This is a genomic window from Robertmurraya phoenicis (genome assembly GCF_047302285.1).
Classification (GTDB): Bacteria; Bacillota; Bacilli; order Bacillales; family Cytobacillaceae; genus Robertmurraya.
On sequence record NZ_CP154845.1, the window covers coordinates 1,672,324 to 1,689,151 of the forward strand.

Annotated in this window: 18 protein-coding genes; 16 read left to right on the plus strand and 2 right to left on the minus strand. The window is 37.2% G+C overall.

What is annotated here, in order from left to right:
* The 3 genes from pstA to phoU all read left to right on the plus strand — a co-directional run bounded on the left by pstA (position 1) and on the right by phoU (position 2,420).
* The gene (gene pstA / locus AA0X71_RS08145; protein ID WP_413361208.1) at positions 1 to 885 is read left to right on the plus strand and encodes a phosphate ABC transporter permease PstA; all 885 of its coding nucleotides are present in this window, start codon (positions 1 to 3) and stop codon (positions 883 to 885) included.
* A gap of 89 nt (positions 886 to 974) precedes the next feature.
* Complete coding sequence (gene pstB, locus AA0X71_RS08150) at positions 975 to 1,736, plus strand: phosphate ABC transporter ATP-binding protein PstB (protein ID WP_413362531.1); 762 nt, start codon at positions 975 to 977, stop codon at positions 1,734 to 1,736.
* A gap of 24 nt (positions 1,737 to 1,760) precedes the next feature.
* Complete coding sequence (phoU, locus tag AA0X71_RS08155; protein WP_413361210.1) at positions 1,761 to 2,420, plus strand: phosphate signaling complex protein PhoU; 660 nt, start codon at positions 1,761 to 1,763, stop codon at positions 2,418 to 2,420.
* Between the two features lie 47 nt (positions 2,421 to 2,467).
* Here phoU and AA0X71_RS08160 read toward each other — a convergent pair whose 3' ends face one another.
* A complete protein-coding gene (locus AA0X71_RS08160) occupies positions 2,468 to 2,956 on the minus strand; it encodes a hypothetical protein (RefSeq protein ID WP_413361212.1) in 489 nt (162 codons plus the stop codon).
* Entirely contained in the window at positions 2,949 to 3,326 is a 378-nt protein-coding gene (locus AA0X71_RS08165) for a hypothetical protein (RefSeq protein ID WP_413361214.1), read from the minus strand. Before AA0X71_RS08165 ends, AA0X71_RS08160 begins: the two co-directional genes overlap by 8 nt.
* Positions 3,327 to 3,636: 310 nt before the next feature.
* Here AA0X71_RS08165 and AA0X71_RS08170 point away from each other — a divergent pair, with 310 nt between their 5' ends.
* The 13 genes from AA0X71_RS08170 (at position 3,637) to AA0X71_RS08230 (ending at position 16,828) form a co-directional block, all read left to right on the plus strand.
* Positions 3,637 to 4,260: a hypothetical protein gene (locus AA0X71_RS08170; RefSeq protein ID WP_413361216.1), complete on the plus strand. Its 624-nt coding sequence runs from the start codon at positions 3,637 to 3,639 to the stop codon at positions 4,258 to 4,260.
* A 98-nt stretch (positions 4,261 to 4,358) separates the two neighbouring features.
* The gene (gene rpmG / locus AA0X71_RS08175; RefSeq protein WP_019154508.1) at positions 4,359 to 4,508 is read left to right on the plus strand and encodes a 50S ribosomal protein L33; all 150 of its coding nucleotides are present in this window, start codon (positions 4,359 to 4,361) and stop codon (positions 4,506 to 4,508) included.
* A 53-nt stretch (positions 4,509 to 4,561) separates the two neighbouring features.
* Complete coding sequence (locus tag AA0X71_RS08180; RefSeq protein WP_413361218.1) at positions 4,562 to 5,131, plus strand: 5-formyltetrahydrofolate cyclo-ligase; 570 nt, start codon at positions 4,562 to 4,564, stop codon at positions 5,129 to 5,131.
* Positions 5,124 to 5,909 (plus strand): DUF92 domain-containing protein, encoded by a 786-nt coding sequence (locus tag AA0X71_RS08185; RefSeq protein WP_413361220.1) that lies wholly within the window; start codon positions 5,124 to 5,126, stop codon positions 5,907 to 5,909. The genes AA0X71_RS08180 and AA0X71_RS08185 overlap by 8 nt, the downstream gene beginning before the upstream one ends.
* A gap of 21 nt (positions 5,910 to 5,930) precedes the next feature.
* Entirely contained in the window at positions 5,931 to 6,878 is a 948-nt protein-coding gene (locus tag AA0X71_RS08190) for an L-lactate dehydrogenase (protein WP_413361222.1), read from the plus strand.
* A gap of 71 nt (positions 6,879 to 6,949) precedes the next feature.
* A complete protein-coding gene (locus AA0X71_RS08195; protein WP_413361223.1) occupies positions 6,950 to 7,153 on the plus strand; it encodes a hypothetical protein in 204 nt (67 codons plus the stop codon).
* A 239-nt stretch (positions 7,154 to 7,392) separates the two neighbouring features.
* Positions 7,393 to 8,919: a rhomboid family intramembrane serine protease gene (locus AA0X71_RS08200; RefSeq protein ID WP_413361225.1), complete on the plus strand. Its 1,527-nt coding sequence runs from the start codon at positions 7,393 to 7,395 to the stop codon at positions 8,917 to 8,919.
* A gap of 168 nt (positions 8,920 to 9,087) precedes the next feature.
* Positions 9,088 to 10,548 (plus strand): spore germination protein, encoded by a 1,461-nt coding sequence (locus AA0X71_RS08205; protein ID WP_413361227.1) that lies wholly within the window; start codon positions 9,088 to 9,090, stop codon positions 10,546 to 10,548.
* A 104-nt stretch (positions 10,549 to 10,652) separates the two neighbouring features.
* Entirely contained in the window at positions 10,653 to 10,865 is a 213-nt protein-coding gene (locus AA0X71_RS08210) for a YqgQ family protein (RefSeq protein ID WP_413361229.1), read from the plus strand.
* A gap of 89 nt (positions 10,866 to 10,954) precedes the next feature.
* On the plus strand, positions 10,955 to 11,926 hold the full coding sequence (locus AA0X71_RS08215; protein WP_413361231.1) for an ROK family glucokinase: 972 nt from the start codon (positions 10,955 to 10,957) through the stop codon (positions 11,924 to 11,926).
* A gap of 405 nt (positions 11,927 to 12,331) precedes the next feature.
* On the plus strand, positions 12,332 to 14,203 hold the full coding sequence (locus tag AA0X71_RS08220) for an LTA synthase family protein (RefSeq protein ID WP_413361233.1): 1,872 nt from the start codon (positions 12,332 to 12,334) through the stop codon (positions 14,201 to 14,203).
* 122 nt (positions 14,204 to 14,325) lie between these two features.
* Complete coding sequence (locus tag AA0X71_RS08225; protein ID WP_413361235.1) at positions 14,326 to 15,513, plus strand: M14 family metallopeptidase; 1,188 nt, start codon at positions 14,326 to 14,328, stop codon at positions 15,511 to 15,513.
* A gap of 166 nt (positions 15,514 to 15,679) precedes the next feature.
* Positions 15,680 to 16,828 (plus strand): hypothetical protein, encoded by a 1,149-nt coding sequence (locus tag AA0X71_RS08230; protein WP_413361237.1) that lies wholly within the window; start codon positions 15,680 to 15,682, stop codon positions 16,826 to 16,828.

Here is a 16,828-nt window from a genome sequence, read left to right on the forward strand (position 1 = left end):
ATGAAATATTTTGACTCAGGACAAATACAGAAAAAATTAGGTTCACGCTTATTCTTGAATCAGTTTGCAAAAAGATTATTTTTTCTTGCCACTTTAGTAGGGCTAGTGGTACTCGTTATCCTTATTTATCGTGTGTTTAGAGATAGTATTGGATGGATCGATTTTGATTTTTTAACAAATAAGCTTTCAACGGATCCCGAGAAAGCAGGAATTCTTGGAGCGATTACAGGAACTTTCTGGCTCATGCTCGTTGTTGCACCAGTCACTTTCTTTCTTGGGGTTGGTACAGCTATTTATCTTGAAGAATTTGCGAAGAAGGGGCGCTTTCAGTCCTTTATCCAAACGAATATATCCAATCTTGCTGGTGTACCATCAATCGTTTTCGGTTTACTAGGATTGACCGTTTTTGTAAGAGGTCTAGGCTTAGGCTCAGTTGTTTTAGCCGGTGGATTGACAATGGCTTTGTTGGTCCTTCCGATTGTCGTGGTAAGTGCCCAAGAAGCCATACGTGCGGTTCCGCAATATTTACGGGATGCCTCATACGGGATGGGAGCGACAAAGTGGCAAACGATTAAAAATGTCGTTTTACCAGCAGCGATTCCAGGAATTTTAACAGGAATCATATTGGCATTATCTAGAGCAATTGGAGAAACAGCACCATTAGTTGTACTAGGTATTCCAGCGCTTATCATTCCATTGCCAGATGGAATATTTGATCGATTCACAGTAATGCCTATGCAGATTTATTATTGGACGATCGATGCTGCGTTAGTTGCAGAATATATAAACTTAGCAGCGGCTTCGATTATCGTTTTATTGTTCATATTATTTTTAATGAATTCAGTAGCAATCTTTATTCGGAATAAATATCAGAAGAGATACTGATGAAGGGAATGAAAAGAATGGCAGTGATGACAAAATCTAAGAAAAGCTTTGTGAGTGCAGCGAACGTAGGGAACACTGAGCCTGTTCAAATGGATAAAAAGATTGCTTTTCAAACGAAGGACCTTAACCTTTGGTATGGTGAGGATCATGCGTTAAAAAGTATTAATCTTGATATTGTGGAAAATGAAGTGACAGCCATTATTGGACCGTCCGGTTGTGGAAAATCAACTTTTATTAAGACATTGAATCGTATGGTTGAATTAATTCCTGTCGTGAAAATTTCTGGAGATATTTTGTATCGTGAAAAAAGCATTTTAGATAAATCTTATAAGGTTGAAGATTTACGAACTCGTGTTGGAATGGTATTCCAAAAGCCAAATCCATTTCCAAAGTCGATTTATGAAAATATTGCTTATGGACCAAAAATACACGGAATTCGTAATAAAAAGGTATTAGATGAGGTTGTAGAAAAAAGCTTACGCGGTGCGGCAATTTGGGATGAGGTCAAAGACAGACTACATGAGAATGCGTACGGATTATCTGGTGGGCAACAACAACGTATTTGTATTGCACGTTGTTTAGCGATTGAGCCAGACGTTATTTTAATGGATGAGCCGACTTCAGCACTTGACCCAATTTCAACATTAAAAATTGAAGAGCTCGTACAAGAGTTGAAAAAGGATTTTAGTATTATCATTGTAACGCACAATATGCAACAAGCAGCTCGTATTTCTGATAAAACAGCCTTCTTTTTAAATGGGGAAGTGATTGAATTTGATGGTACGAATAAAATTTTCTCTAATCCTTCTGATAAGCGTACAGAAGATTATATTACAGGCCGTTTTGGATAATCATTGGAGAGGATGTAGAATTACATGGTTGTAAGAGAACAATTTCAGCTCGATTTGAATGAATTGCAAGCAAAGCTTTTAGAGCTTGGAAGATTAGCAAGTGTTGCTTTAAAAAATTCAATTGAAGCATTGGAGACCTGCAATATTGAAATGGCGTTAAAAGTCATTGACGATGATTCAGAAGCGGATGCTTTATACGAGGAAATTAATGATTTTGCCATTCTATTAATTGCTAAACAGGCGCCTGTGGCAATTGATTTACGTCGCATCATTGTTGCGATTAAAATTGCAACTGATATTGAAAGGATTGCTGATTTTGCCGTTAATATAGCGAAATCAACGATTCGAATTGGAAATGAAGAACATGTGCAGTCTCTTCAGCACGTTAAGAAAATGTACAATATTACAACGGAGATGCTGGAGCTTTCTCTGAAAGCTTTTAGTGAGGAAGATGTTGTCATAGCCAAAAAAGTAGCAGATATGGATGATGAGGTGGATGAGTTATATGGTTCAACCATTCGTGAACTTCTAGAACTCAATCATTCTTATCCGGACAACATTCCGCAAATAACTCAATTATCCTTTATTTGTCGCTATTTAGAGCGTTCAGCTGATCACGTGACAAATATTGCAGAAAGTATCTTTTACCTCGTAAAAGGTAGACATTATGATTTGAATGCATGATCTTAACAAAGAGGGTGTTCTAAAAAATTTTTAGTACACCCTCTTTCCTATTTGCTTTTCGTGATTATTTTACTGATTTCTTCGTAGTCCATGTCACTGTTAAGTTCAAAGCGTCCGATTTGTACTTTAGTATGATAGCCATTGTCTATCAAATACTGCTCAAATTCTGTTGCGTCTTCAATGATTTGTTCTTCTGCTAAGGTATTTGCGATTTTTTCTGTGCTCATATTCTGTTCGATTTCTAAGGTAAACTTATTTGTTTCCTCGACGGGAGGCTCATCTAGTTTATCTTCCTCTACATCTTTCGTTTCTACACTCGGTTCTGTGTTATCTTTCTCTACATGTTCTATTTCTTCATCAACTGCTTCTAATCTGGCAAATTCATCTTTTGTGAGGATCATAAATCCTTCTTCTGTCAATTTTTCTTTCGCTGTATTTACAGAAATATCTGAATTCTGCTTTAGATCTGTGAATTGGAGTAAAACAACAGCCAAAATAATTCCTAGCGCGAAGGCTCGTACTGTATTCTTATTCATAATTCACACCAACTGAAAATTCACTAATGATATTTTTAACATCCTCGATAGATAATGAGGACTGCTTCGCAATTTGGTCGATTGATACTCCTTGTTGAGCGAGTGTCCAAACTTGATTTTTAATAATGGCATGAATTTCTTTTTTTGGATGCTGATGACGAGTGGGGGACGGTTGAAACTCACGATCATCGATTAATAGTTCTTCCTCTAAAACTTTGATTTTTCTTTTCAACTGGTATATTTCTTGTATTTGCTGCATGGAAAATTGATCAAGCTCATTTTTTATTTCTTTATATGGATCTTTGATAAAGAATGAAATGATAAAAAGCAAAATAGAAAGCCCAAGCAAGATGGGTACTATATAGTCCATATTTTCTCACCTCTATAAATCGTAATTTGATGTTGATGACTAATCGTATGAAGAACATTTTACCATTATAGTCGACGTTTTTCGATTGAAATCATGAAAGTGGCAGAATATCGGTTATTTGCAAGAAGTTTGTTGAATGGAATCGAGTGAGAGTCACCTTCTAAATGAAAACAAAATACGACAAAATGCGTTTATTGTGGCCTTCTAATATCAGTGCTAACATAAATAATAAGACAAATCAGTTAATAACGAATAGCCGCATATATGTGAAAGGAAATACAAAAAATATTTTTGATGAGAAGGGGAAGACATGGAAGCAAATATCACTCTCAGTAATATAACCGGTACAGAACTTGATAATGTTGTGAAGAATGGTTTGATCGTGACACCTGGTATTTGGATTGATGGGAAAATCTATTGGCTCCGTGATTATCGAGAGAAATTTATTTCAGAAGAAAAAATATTTGTTTTTGTAAAAGAAAGATCGATCCATTCAAAAACGAAAATTCATGAAGTGTTCATAAAAAATCATGGCAGCCATAAAAGAAATATTAAAGTATTTTTTATGCATCACTATACAGAGATAACAAGAGAGATACTTACTTTTGTTTCACCCGTGGAAAAATCGATTTTTCATATTATGAATTCATCGCTCTTTTTAGTGAATGGGTATTGTCAAGGGAAGATGATGGACCAAATGACCGTTCAACCTCTTTGGAAGGTGAATACAGAAAATATTTGGCAGTCGCTAGAAAGTGGAATCCTTCAATATCAGCCAATGGCTAAGGGAATGATGGTGAGTGTTTTTTCACTTGAAGGAAGTGTAGAGGTGAATGATACTTGTAAAGCCACTTCTTGGCTGGTGAACGGGGAGAATAAAAGAGAAGCATTACAATTAAATCAAGCAATGAAAAAAGCTTTACAGTTAATGTGAAAGAGAAGTAAAAACACACTAGCATTTCCTCACAAAAAGTGCTATTATAGAAAAGTCGTATGTGAAACAATAGTTAGTAGTAGTTTGGAGGGAAATTCATGCGTGTAAACATTACTTTAGCTTGCACTGAATGTGGAGAGCGTAACTATATTTCTAAAAAGAACAAGCGCAACAATCCAGATCGTCTTGAGCTAAAAAAATATTGCCCAAGAGACAAAAAAAGCACAACACATCGCGAAACAAAGTAAACAGTGGGAATCTATTTCCTACTGTTTTTTTATTATACATTGGGAGTACAATTATGGATGAGAAAAAAGAGTTACGAAAATCGTTGCAAGAGAAATTGAAAAAAATGACAAAACTTGAGTATGAACAGCTTTCATACAAAATTGCGCAAAATTTGTTCACTGATCCGGCTTGGGTAAAGTCGAAAACAGTTGGCATTACAGTTTCTAGAGTACCTGAAGTCGATACATATCAAATTATAAGGACAGCTTGGGAGAACAATAAACAAGTTGTTGTAGCAAAATGCGAGCCAAAAGAAAGAACGATGCATTTTCGAACATTGACAGCTCTCGACCAGCTAGAAACCGTCTATTTTGGTTTATCTGAACCGATTGTCGAGAAAACAATTGAAGTCGAAAAAGAACAGATCGATTTATTAATTGTCCCTGGATTAGCATTTACGAAAGACGGGTATCGCCTTGGCTTTGGTGGTGGATATTATGACCGTTATTTAGAAGATTACAAAGGGCAAAAGCTGGCATTAGCATTTCCTTTGCAGTTGGTTAAGAAACTCCCAATCGAGAGTCATGATATTCCAGTTGACAAAATTGTGATGGCAGAGGAGATTATCGATATCAATGGATAGCTTCTTTTATCTTATTATAATGTTTATATGTGTATACTTAGGCTTTAGATTTCGTTTTTTGACCCTTTCAGGGAGTATTGCGGCAGCGATTGTTGGTATACTAACGGTGTTAGGATTACATTTAGAAGGCCTCATTCTTTTAGGGCTATTTTTTGCTACCTCCAGTTATTGGTCTAAGTATAAAAAGAGTCAAAAAGATAAGGTGGAGGAGAGATTAGAAAAGGGCTCTAGAAGAGATTGGCTTCAAGTCGTGGCAAATGGTGGAGCAGCAGCGATAGCTAGTCTTCTTTATTATTTGACAGATGAACCGGTTTATATGGTGGCTTTTTGTATCTTAATTGCTAGTTCCAATTCAGATACGTGGGCATCTGAAATCGGGACACTTAGCAAGAAATCTCCTATTAGTATCCGGAATTTTCAAAGGGTTCCAAAAGGTACTTCAGGTGCAATCAGTATACTTGGCACAGTAGCAGGGATTGCAGGAGCAGCCCTGATTGCAGTAGCTCTATTCATTTTGTTTGCATTTACGGTGGAGTTAGTTATCTTTGTCTTTCTCTTTGGTTTTCTTGGAAATCTAATCGACACAGTACTAGGGGCTTTTTTTCAAGCCACTTATCGATGTAATCATTGCTTACTGGAAACAGAAAAAATGCATCATTGTGGTCAAAGTACCGAAAAGATTAGAGGTTTCTCTTTCTTAAACAATGATATCGTAAATTTATTATCAAGTTTGATAGCAGCTTTTATAGGAAGTGTTGCATTTCTTTGGATTACATAATTTATGAGGAGGTTTTGCGTTTTGAGCGATCGCGTTAATCGTGTAGTGTTAGTAGGTACAGGTGCTGTTGGTTCAAGTTATGCTTTTGCATTAATCAATCAGGGAGTCACAGAAGAGCTCGTTCTGGTTGACTTAAATAAGGCAAAGTCAGAAGGGGATGCAATGGATCTAAACCACGGAATTCCTTTTGCTCCATCGCCAACAAAAATTTGGTTTGGAGATTATTCTGATTGTCAGGATGCAGATCTTGTTGTCATTTGCGCTGGAGCTAATCAAAAACCTGGAGAAACTCGCCTTGATCTCGTTGAAAAAAACACACGCATTTTTAAAGGCATTGTTGATGAAATCCTTGCTAGTGGTTTTAAAGGAATTTTCCTCGTCGCGACCAATCCAGTAGATATTTTAACATACGCAGTCTGGAAGTTTTCAGGCTTCCCAAAAGAGCGGGTAATTGGCTCAGGGACGATCTTAGATACTGCGAGATTCCGCTATTTACTAGGGGACTATTTTAAAGTCGATACGCGAAACGTACATGCTTATATTATTGGAGAGCATGGTGATACTGAATTGCCGGTATGGAGTCACGCTGACATAGCGGGAAGAAAAATTTCGGACTGGATCGAAACAAAGGATGAATATAAGCAGGAGCACTTAGAAGAGCTATTTTTGAATGTTCGCGATGCAGCGTACCATATCATTGAACGGAAAGGCGCCACTTACTATGGCATCGCAATGGGGCTGGTAAGGTTAACAAAAGCGATTCTGCAAAATGAAAATTCGGTTCTCACCGTTTCCGCCCATCTAACTGGAGAATATGGTCATGAAGATGTATATATTGGTGTACCAGCGGTAGTGAATCGTAAGGGAATTCGAGAAATTGTTGATCTAGATTTAGATGAAGCAGAAAAGGAAAAGTTCGCGAATTCAGTTGCTGTCCTAAAGAAAACTATGGAGCCAGTATTGAAGTAGAAAATAATTCATATTTAATTCGGATAAAAATATGGAAAACATCTCAAACTATTTCCATAGGAGGGATGAAAATGGGTCGTCTAATATCTTTACTTCTCATTGGAATTGGAGGCTACTGGGTTCTGCAGAATCGCTATCGTGTTGTAAGTCTTATATTAGGAAACAGATTTATCCGTAGATTTTTAGTCTCGTCCTTTATGCGTCTACCGATGGTCCGTAATCAAATGTTTAGCAGCATCTTCTCAGGTGGAGCAAGAAACCAATATCAAAGCTAGATTGAAAAAAGTGGCTCAGATTTTATCCGGGTCACTTTTTTGTATGTTTAATTTTTAAAAAAATCAAGCACCTGGAGCAAAAATCAGCGCTTTGCCCTGAACTTAGTCACATTAATTCATTCATATAAAGGGCTTTCCTTATAAAATTACTCAAAAGTTGTTTATAATGTAGATAGTAAAATAAATGAAAGCGACTCTCTAAAAACAAGTAGATTGATGATGTGAAAGTAGGGGGAATTTTGAATAATTTGGAGAGCTACCTATTTTGGAAAATGGCTTATTTTTTAATTGTAGAGCAAGATTACAGAATCGTAAAATTATCGCAAGAACAAAATGAACTATGGTTGGAAAAAAGAGAAAACAAACAGGCTCAAGTGGTTCGCATGCTTAAATATGATATTGATTGGAGTAATTGGTTACAGCAAGATATCGAACGCACGGCCTTAAATGGGGAGCGGATTCGCAGGGAAATAACAAGAGGCGAACTACAAGTCGTAAATATATACCTATCCTCCTATTTACCTGTAGATGATTACCAATTCCGGATTGCTAGGCCCTATGCTCATCCTAACGAAAGCAAAACAAATGTGAATTCTTTTCTTATTTCAAGCGCTAACTATTTGGAGGAAACCGGGCGATTGGCGGAACTATTTGACGCGAATTGGATTTTTTCTGAGCTTGACGATGAAAACGAGGAAATGATTGAAGAACTGAAAAGAGATACATTGAACATTGCCCTTCAACGAGAAAAACAGGAAAAAGCGCTATTTGAACAGGGGAAACCTTTCTTTACGTATATGTTCATCGCAATCCAAGTGATGATGTTTTTAGTACTTGAATTATTCGGTGGCAGCACGGACACAAGTACATTAATTCAATTTGGCGCTAAATTTAATCCCCTTATTTTAGAAGGTGAGTGGTGGCGTTTTCTCACTCCAATGGTCTTACATATAGGGTTTCTCCATTTAGCGATGAATACCCTCGCGTTATTTTATTTAGGAACAGCTGTTGAAAGGATTTTCGGTCGGATCCGGTTTTTATTCATATACATAGTTGCTGGATTTGCCGGCACTGTTGCCAGCTTTATTTTTAGTCCAAATCTCTCAGCTGGTGCGAGCGGGGCGATTTTTGGATGCTTTGGAGCATTGCTTTATTTTGGAGCACTTAATCCTAAATTATTTCTTCGCACAATGGGCTTAAATATTTTTGTCGTATTAGCGATTAATTTATCTTTTGGATTTACAGTACCAGGGATTGATAACGCTGGTCATATAGGCGGACTTATTGGTGGCTTTTTGGCGTCAGGGATCGTCCATTTTCCAAAAAAGAGAAAAATAGTGTTACAACTGGTCTTCTTAGCTCTAACACTAGCAGTAAGTGGTGGTATGGTGAGATATGGTTTTACAAATCCAGAGCAGGTTTTAGATGAAACCTCTACCTTAGTGCTTGCTCAGGAATATGTGGAAGAAGAGAAATATGAACAAGCATACCAGCTATTACATGATTTATCGTACAGTGAGAAGCCTTCTTCGCAATACTATTTTCTTCTATCCTTCACGGAGATTAAATTAGAGAAAATAGATGATGCAGAGAGCTCATTATTAAAGGCGATCGAGCTAGAACCAAATTTTCATGAAGCCCATTATAATCTCGCTCTCGTCTATCTTCAAAAGCAAGAATTTGAAAAGGCAAAGTTACATGCTGAAAAGGCGGTAGAAATCAATCCAAATCAAGATTATCTCCGTTTATTGAACCAATTTAATTGAAATAATACGAGCTTCTTTTGTCTATGGGCGTAAGAAGCTTCTTTATTTTCTTGACGAATAATAGTTCAAGCGGAAATTCATATTTTCACCTAAGCTGACAGGGTATTTTTTCCTGATGGAATGTCTAAGATGATGAAGACATCGTTGGAAAAGGATTTGAGGTGGACTATGGAAGAAAATATGAAGACGCCAGTTCATGCTAGTCTAGAAGAGAACACCAAATTTTTAAAGGAACAACTTGGCGTTGAGAAGAGTTTTGATGTTCTACAACTGGATGTTGAATATGCAGAAAGAAAAATGGCCTTTTACTTTATCGATGGATTTGTAAAGGATGATATTTTACATTTACTCATGAAGGTACTTGTAAAAGTATCAAAGGAAGATCTCGAACCAAATGCTTTACACAAGCTTCTGAAAACGTATATTCCTTATGTTGAAGTAGAAACAACAGATGATTTAGACAAAGTTGTCGATATGGTGTTGGCAGGACCAACTGCTTTGGTTGTTGATGGAATTGCTCAAGTGATTCTCATCGACGCTCGTACTTATCCTGCAAGAGGTCCAGATGAACCGGATATTGAAAGAGTCGTACGTGGATCGAGAGATGGTTATGTTGAGACGCTCGTCTTCAATACAGCCCTTACTAGAAGAAGAGTAAGGGATCGCACTTTAAGAATGGAATATATGCAAATCGGAAGGCGTTCAAAGACGGACATTGTAATCAGCTATATTGAAGATATTGCCGAGCCCGATATGGTGAAAGAAATTAAAGATTCGCTTGCAAAAATTGATACAGACGGGGTACCGATGGCTGAGAAGACAATCGAGGAATACATATCAGGACGCCATTGGAATCCATTTCCAGTCATTCGTTACACGGAAAGACCAGATACAGCAGCAAGTCATCTTTATGAAGGTCATGTATGTATCATGGTGGACGGTTCTCCAAGTGTCATGATTACACCAGTTACATATTGGCACCATATGCAGCATGCTGAGGAGTACAGAAATAAACCCATTATCGGTTCATATTTGAGATTTGTACGCTTTCTTGCGGTTTGGGCATCTATTTTTCTACTGCCATTATGGTATTTATTTGCGATTGATCCTAGTCTTCTACCAGATGCTCTTTCCTACATTGGGCCAAATGATAATGGAAGAATACCGCTCATTCTACAATTTATCTTTGTTGAGCTTGGTATTGACATGCTAAGGATGGCGGCGATCCACACGCCTTCGGCACTGGCAACAGCATTGGGACTTGTAGCAGCATTAATGATTGGACAAGTAGCCGTTGAAGTAGGTTTGCTAACGAATGAGGTCATTTTGTACCTTTCCATTGCTGCCTTAGGGACCTTCGCAACCCCAAGTTATGAAATGAGTTTGGCCAATCGTCTTGTGCGAATCTTTCTATTATTAGCCACTGCCGCTTTTCATGCATATGGTTTATTAATTGCCTCTGTTCTCATTGTCATTATGTTGGCACGGATGAAGTCGTTTGGAGTTCCTTATTTATGGCCGTTTATCCCATTTCATTTTCGAGCATTTGTGGATGTGCTCTTTCGTGCACCAATTCCACTTAAAAGTCGAAGACCGAGCGTTTTACACCCACAGGATCCCGATCGCTGAGCAAAGTGACACACTAGGGCTGTATAACAATTGCTTGAGGACCTTGAAAATTTCAATTATACTTGACTCGATAGATAAATATTTTGAAGTTAAAGAGGTCTAATATGAAAAGCATTTATGATATACAGCAATTTCTTAAAAAATTTGGAACTATTATCTATGTCGGTGACCGGATCGCCACTCTAGAGCTAATGGAAGAAGAACTTAAGGATCTATATCAGTCTCAGCTCATTGAAACGAAAGATTTTCAAACAGCGATTCTTATCTTAAGACATGAAATTCGAATGTTGAAGGAAAAGGAGACGAAACATCCTTAAGAATTTTGGAGCATTCAATTTTTTCGTTTAATAAAGCGTTTACGCACATTTAGCGAATTGACCTCTTAACATTAGACAAAGGAGTTTGTATGATGAAAAAATGGGTAGTAGGAGTAGACTTAGGTGGTACCTCAATCAAAATAGCTTTCATCGATACTTTGGGAACGATGATAACGAAGTGGGAAATCCCAACAGACAATCGGGAAGCAGGAAAAAATATCACAACTGATATTGCGAAAACAATAGAAGCAAAACTAGTAGAACTCGGGCAAACAAAAGAAATTCTTTACGGAGTGGGAATGGGAGCACCTGGACCTGTAGATTATGCGAATGGCATCATATATAATACTGTCAATTTAGCATGGGAGGATAACTATCCACTAAGCGATCATTTAGGAAGGGAGCTCTCACTTCCGGTTTATATTGAAAATGATGCGAACTGTGCGGCTTTAGGTGAAATGTGGAAAGGTGCAGGAAATGGTGCCAAGGACATCGTGTGTGTCACACTCGGTACTGGTGTTGGTGGTGGCATCATTACCAATGGGGAGATCGTCCAAGGAATAAGTGGTTCGGCCGGAGAAATTGGTCATATTACCTCTGTTCCCGTAAATGGTGCTCCTTGTAATTGTGGTAAAACGGGTTGCCTTGAAACCGTTGCTTCTGCTACTGGAATCGTTAGGCTGGCAACAGAAAAACTAAATTCACAAACAAATAATGAAGGACCATTAATGGCTTTGTTCCAGTCAAAAGGGAAAATTGCAGCAAAAGATGTATTTGACTGTGGACGTGCAGGTGATGAACTCAGCCTCGAGGTAATCGAGGAGGTCGCTTATTACTTAGGGTTAGCGCTTGCTAATTTAGGAAATACTTTAAACCCTGAAAAAATAGTTCTAGGTGGAGGCGTTTCGAAAGCTGGGGAAATCCTTTTAGGAAAAGTTCAAGCTTATTTTAATAAGTACGCATTTCCTAGAGTGAAGGAATCAACAAAAATCTCGATTGCTACATTGGGAAATGATGCAGGGATCCTCGGTGCTGGACGTCTAGTTGTAAATCGGATTTAGTGACAGCTTTCATGCAGGAATAAAATACTAAAATAAAGACAAAATTCGCAGAGAATTAAGGTAATATTTTTTGTTAAATATTCTTAAACAGAAATAGATATTTGGAAGAGACAGGTCTCGAAAGGAGTGAATGAACACCTTTTGAGCCTGTCTTTTGTAATGAAAAGAGTAAGAAATGGGCATGATCTATGATGGATAAATTTGGACGAAAATGAAACTTTTTAGCCAGTTGCCCGTCTTAATAGGTGTGAGATATTACGCATGGAGATTACAACATTCTACAAAAGTAATTTTAAATTTAGTTTGATCTTTTGTAAAAAAAGTATTAAGATAGTCTTTGATTATTCGATAAATACCTAATATTGTAAAAAAACGAATAGTTTCATGCGGCCGGGGGAGGAAATTATGCGTTATTTAAAAGGGTCCAAAGTGTCGATTACGGTGATTGCGATCTTATTACTGTGGATTAAAACATACATCGTCTATAAAACTAGCTTTGAAATAAATATTGACAACTGGAGACAGGAATTGATTTTATTTATCAACCCTCTCAGTTTCCTTATGTTTGTATTAGGAATCAGCCTCCTTATCAAGGAGAAAAAAAGAAATCGTTACATTTTAATCTCAAGTTTTTTGATTTCCGCTGTTTTGTTTGCAAATGTCGTTTTTTATCGTTTCTTTAATGACTTTCTAACGCTCCCTGTCCTCATGCAAACGAGCAATATGTCTGATCTAGGTAGTAGTGCAGGCGAATTGATACATTTTCTAGATTTAGCTTATTTTGCTGACTTTTTCATTTTGCTTTTGGTGCTGAAGTTCAAGCCTACTTTTGTGGTGAATCGTAGTTATGGAAAAGTTGGTAAACGGGTCTTTTTCTTAGTGGCTATCGCTATTTCTTTTGCTAATTTAGGATTGGCCGAAACAGAAAGACCACAGCTTTTAACGCGGACATTTGACCGAGAAATGCTCGTCAAAAATATAGGTACATATAATTACCATCTATATGATCTCTTTTTACAATCAAAATCATCTGCTCAGAGAGCCTTAGCAGATGGTAGTGAATTAGTTGATATAGAAAACTATATTCGCGCAAATTATAAGAAGCCAAATGATGAGATGTTTGGAATTGCCAAAGGGAAAAATGTGATTCTAATTTCGATGGAATCGACACAAAGCTTTGTTATTAATAACACGGTGAATGGGCAAGAAATTACTCCGTTTTTAAATGATTTTATCAAGGAAAGTTATTATTTTGAGAATTTCTATCATCAAACAGGGCAAGGAAAGACCTCTGATTCAGAATTTCTTGTTGATACTTCCTTTTATCCTTTAGGGAGAGGAGCCGTCTTTTTTACCCATTCAAGAAATGATTTTGAGGCAAGTCCAAGTATTTTAAAAGAAAATGGATATTTTACAGCTTCGCTTCATGCAAATAATAAGAGCTTTTGGAACCGAGATATTATGTATCAATCATTAGGTTATGAACGTTTTTACGAAATTAATGATTATGAGGTAAATGAAGAGAATTCTGTCGGTTGGGGCTTAAAGGATGACCATTTCTTACAACAGTCGATCCAGCATTTGAAGGACATGCCACAACCATATTACGCAAAGTTTATTACGCTGACGAACCATTTTCCATTTGAATTAGATGAAGAGGATAAGATGGTTGAACCATATACTTCTAACTCAAAAACATTAAATAATTATTTCCCAACCGTTCGTTATCAGGATGAAGCACTCAAGAACTTTATCCAAAGTCTAAAGGATGAGGGCATATATGAAAATTCGATTATCATCCTTTATGGTGATCATTACGGTATCTCGGAAAATCACAATAGAGCGATGAGTGAATATTTAGGAGAAGAGGTTACTCCATTTGTTAGTGCACAACTGCAGCGAGTACCGCTTATTATCCATATTCCAGGACAAAAAGGAAAAACGTTTTCAACTGTATCAGGTCAAATTGATTTAAAACCAACGATTCTTCATTTATTAGGTATTGATACGAAGAGAGACTTCAACTTTGGAAGTGATTTATTCTCAGATGACAAAATGGAGTTTACCGTCTTTAGAGATGGAAGCTTCGTTACAGAGGATTATGTTTTCACCCGTGAGACTTGTTATGACAAATCTACAGGAGAAGTAACAGACGGAAGTGGATGTGAGCCATATTTTGAGAAAGCAAAATATGAACTCGAGTATTCGGATAAAATTATTTATGGGGATTTGCTTCGTTTTTACGAGAATATGGAGACAGAAGGGATTCAACCTTAATTCAAGAACCTGCTACATTAGTAGCGGGTTTTTCGTTTTCTAATAATAGGAGTCATATTATTTAGGTGGATTCATAGGATGTATCGTATTCGTGCATATTCTGTAGTAAGGAGGAGAAGTGAGTGCAGGTTCAAATTCGTTCAGGTGATAGCTTATGGTACTACAGTCAACTTTTTCTCGTTCCTTTAAATCTGATCATCGATTCGAACCCTTCAATAAACCCGCTAGCCCTTCAAATTGGTCAAAATGTTCAGATTCCAGGATTTATTGGCGAGTCCGTAGTAATCAAACAAGGCGATACTTTCTGGAAATTTGCAAGACGTCGCAATGTGAATGTTGATGCTCTTCTTTTATTAAATCCTAACAACGAGTCTAATTTCTTAGAAGTCGGCGATACCATTATTTTACCTCGCAGAGTCATTTCATCTACAAAGATGCGCCAAGTACCCTATAATTATTCTTTACTAAGTGAAGATCTTTCTGAGTTAAAGGTTATTTTCCCTTTTATTCAAATAAATACGATTGGCCAAAGTGTGTTGGGCAAGTCGATTCAAGAGATTAGACTAGGAAGAGGTGGGAAAAAAGTTCATTTAAATGCTTCTTTTCATGCGAATGAATGGATTACGACGCCGATCCTACTGGATGTACTTAACACCTTTTTATTGTCTTTAACAAATGGTTCTTCCATCCGAGGATTATCCTCTTACCCGTTATATGATCAAGTGGACTTATCGATCGTCCCGATGGTGAATCCAGACGGAGTCAATCTGGTCTTAAATGGACCTCCTTCCGATAGAAGGGATGCATTAATTCAAATCAATAAAGGGAGCTCTGATTTTACCGATTGGAAAGCAAATATTAGAGGTGTCGATTTAAATAATCAATTCCCTGCTAACTGGGAAATTGAGAAAGAAAGAAAAGAGGAAAAAGCTCCAGCACCACGAGACTATCCAGGAGATGCGCCACTTACAGAGCCTGAAGCGGTTGTAATGGCTAATTTAGCTTCTAATAAAAGGTTTGACCGCATGCTCGCTTTACACACGCAAGGAGAGGAATTTTACTGGGGCTACGAAGGTTTGGAACCGCCTGAATCTCGTGTGTTAGCACAAGAGTTCGAACGTGTCAGTGGCTATCAAGCAGTCCAGTACATTGATAGCCATGCAGGCTATAAGGACTGGTTTATTCAAGAGTTTCGTAGACCTGGTTTTACATTGGAATTAGGTTTAGGGAAGAATCCACTCCCATTATCTCAATTCGATGAGATATATGAGGAATTTTTAGGGATATTTTTAGCTTCATTATACATGTAATCAAAAAGTCCGTTTTTGGACTTTTTTCTTTTGAAGGAGTACTGTGTATATTAGTATCTATGAGTCGAAAGTAACAATTTGTAACAATTTGAAATATAATTGAAACATTTCGTCTTAGTTATCGTATCATTAAGATAGAGAGTTTAGTTGAATGGGGGGTAGATATGTGGGACAATTTGCAAAGCGGGTATTCTGTTCTAGAGTTACTTCTGTTATCCTGTTTTTCACAGTGCTAATCCTATTAGGAGGCTGTCAAAAGGATTATCCAACGAGTCCATTACCCTCATTAAAGCACGGATTAGACTTACTTAAGGGAACACCTGAAAGTGGAAATCAATCTATTGAACCAATTGATGTGGAAACAGGTTCCCTTCATTCCATTGGAGGATGGTTCAATGATGATACTCTTTTTTACATAACTGATTCTAGCCTTGGTTCAAACGTGTATACTCACCATCTAAACAGTGGAGAAAAAAAGCTGCTGTTCGAAAGCAATGCCCCCATTGTTTCAACGATAGTAAGTCCCTCAAGGGAATTTTTACTTATACACTCTGCACCGTCTTCCAATGAAGCAGTACTCACCGTTATTAATAAAGAAGGTAAAAAAATAATAGAAGAAAGTCTACCTTCATTTGAGTTAAATATTCAGTGGAACCCATATGATGAATCCTTTATCCTTATTACAGCTTTTGCGGCAGATTGGGATTTTACCGTGTGGAATTTAAATATCGAGAAACAATCTTTGAATGAAGTAAATTTATCACAGCCATTTGCTTACTGGGCGGAAAGACAAGATCTCTTGTATTTAGACTGGGATTTAGATGCTCCTTCAATAGAAGCTGACTTAATTGTCTATGATTTGGAATCAGGAGAGCATGTTGAAAAGGAATCGAACGTTTTACAAGTATATACATATCGTGATTTGATGGTTGTAATCAAGGTAGATGAACAAAACGAAGAAATGGCTCATTATTTATTTATGAACAATGACTTTGAAGAAATATTTCGTTTTACAACTCCCCATCTTTCAAGCTATTCAGAATGGCTAATTCCATTTCATGATTATAATCGTGAAACAAATTCTTTCTTGACCTATCAGCCATTGTTTTCATCTGAGGCAGATGTCTATAGCGAAGGGTTTCAGTTAGTCCGTTATGATCTTGAAACGGGGAAAAAGGAGATTATATTGGATGGTATGGACAATGCTCCTATTAGTTGTTCTCCCAATGGTAAAAGCTGCTTAACGGGATTTTACTATGAAAATTTAATTAATTTGGAGACGAAGGAGATACTACCTCTGTCGGACAACTCCTAA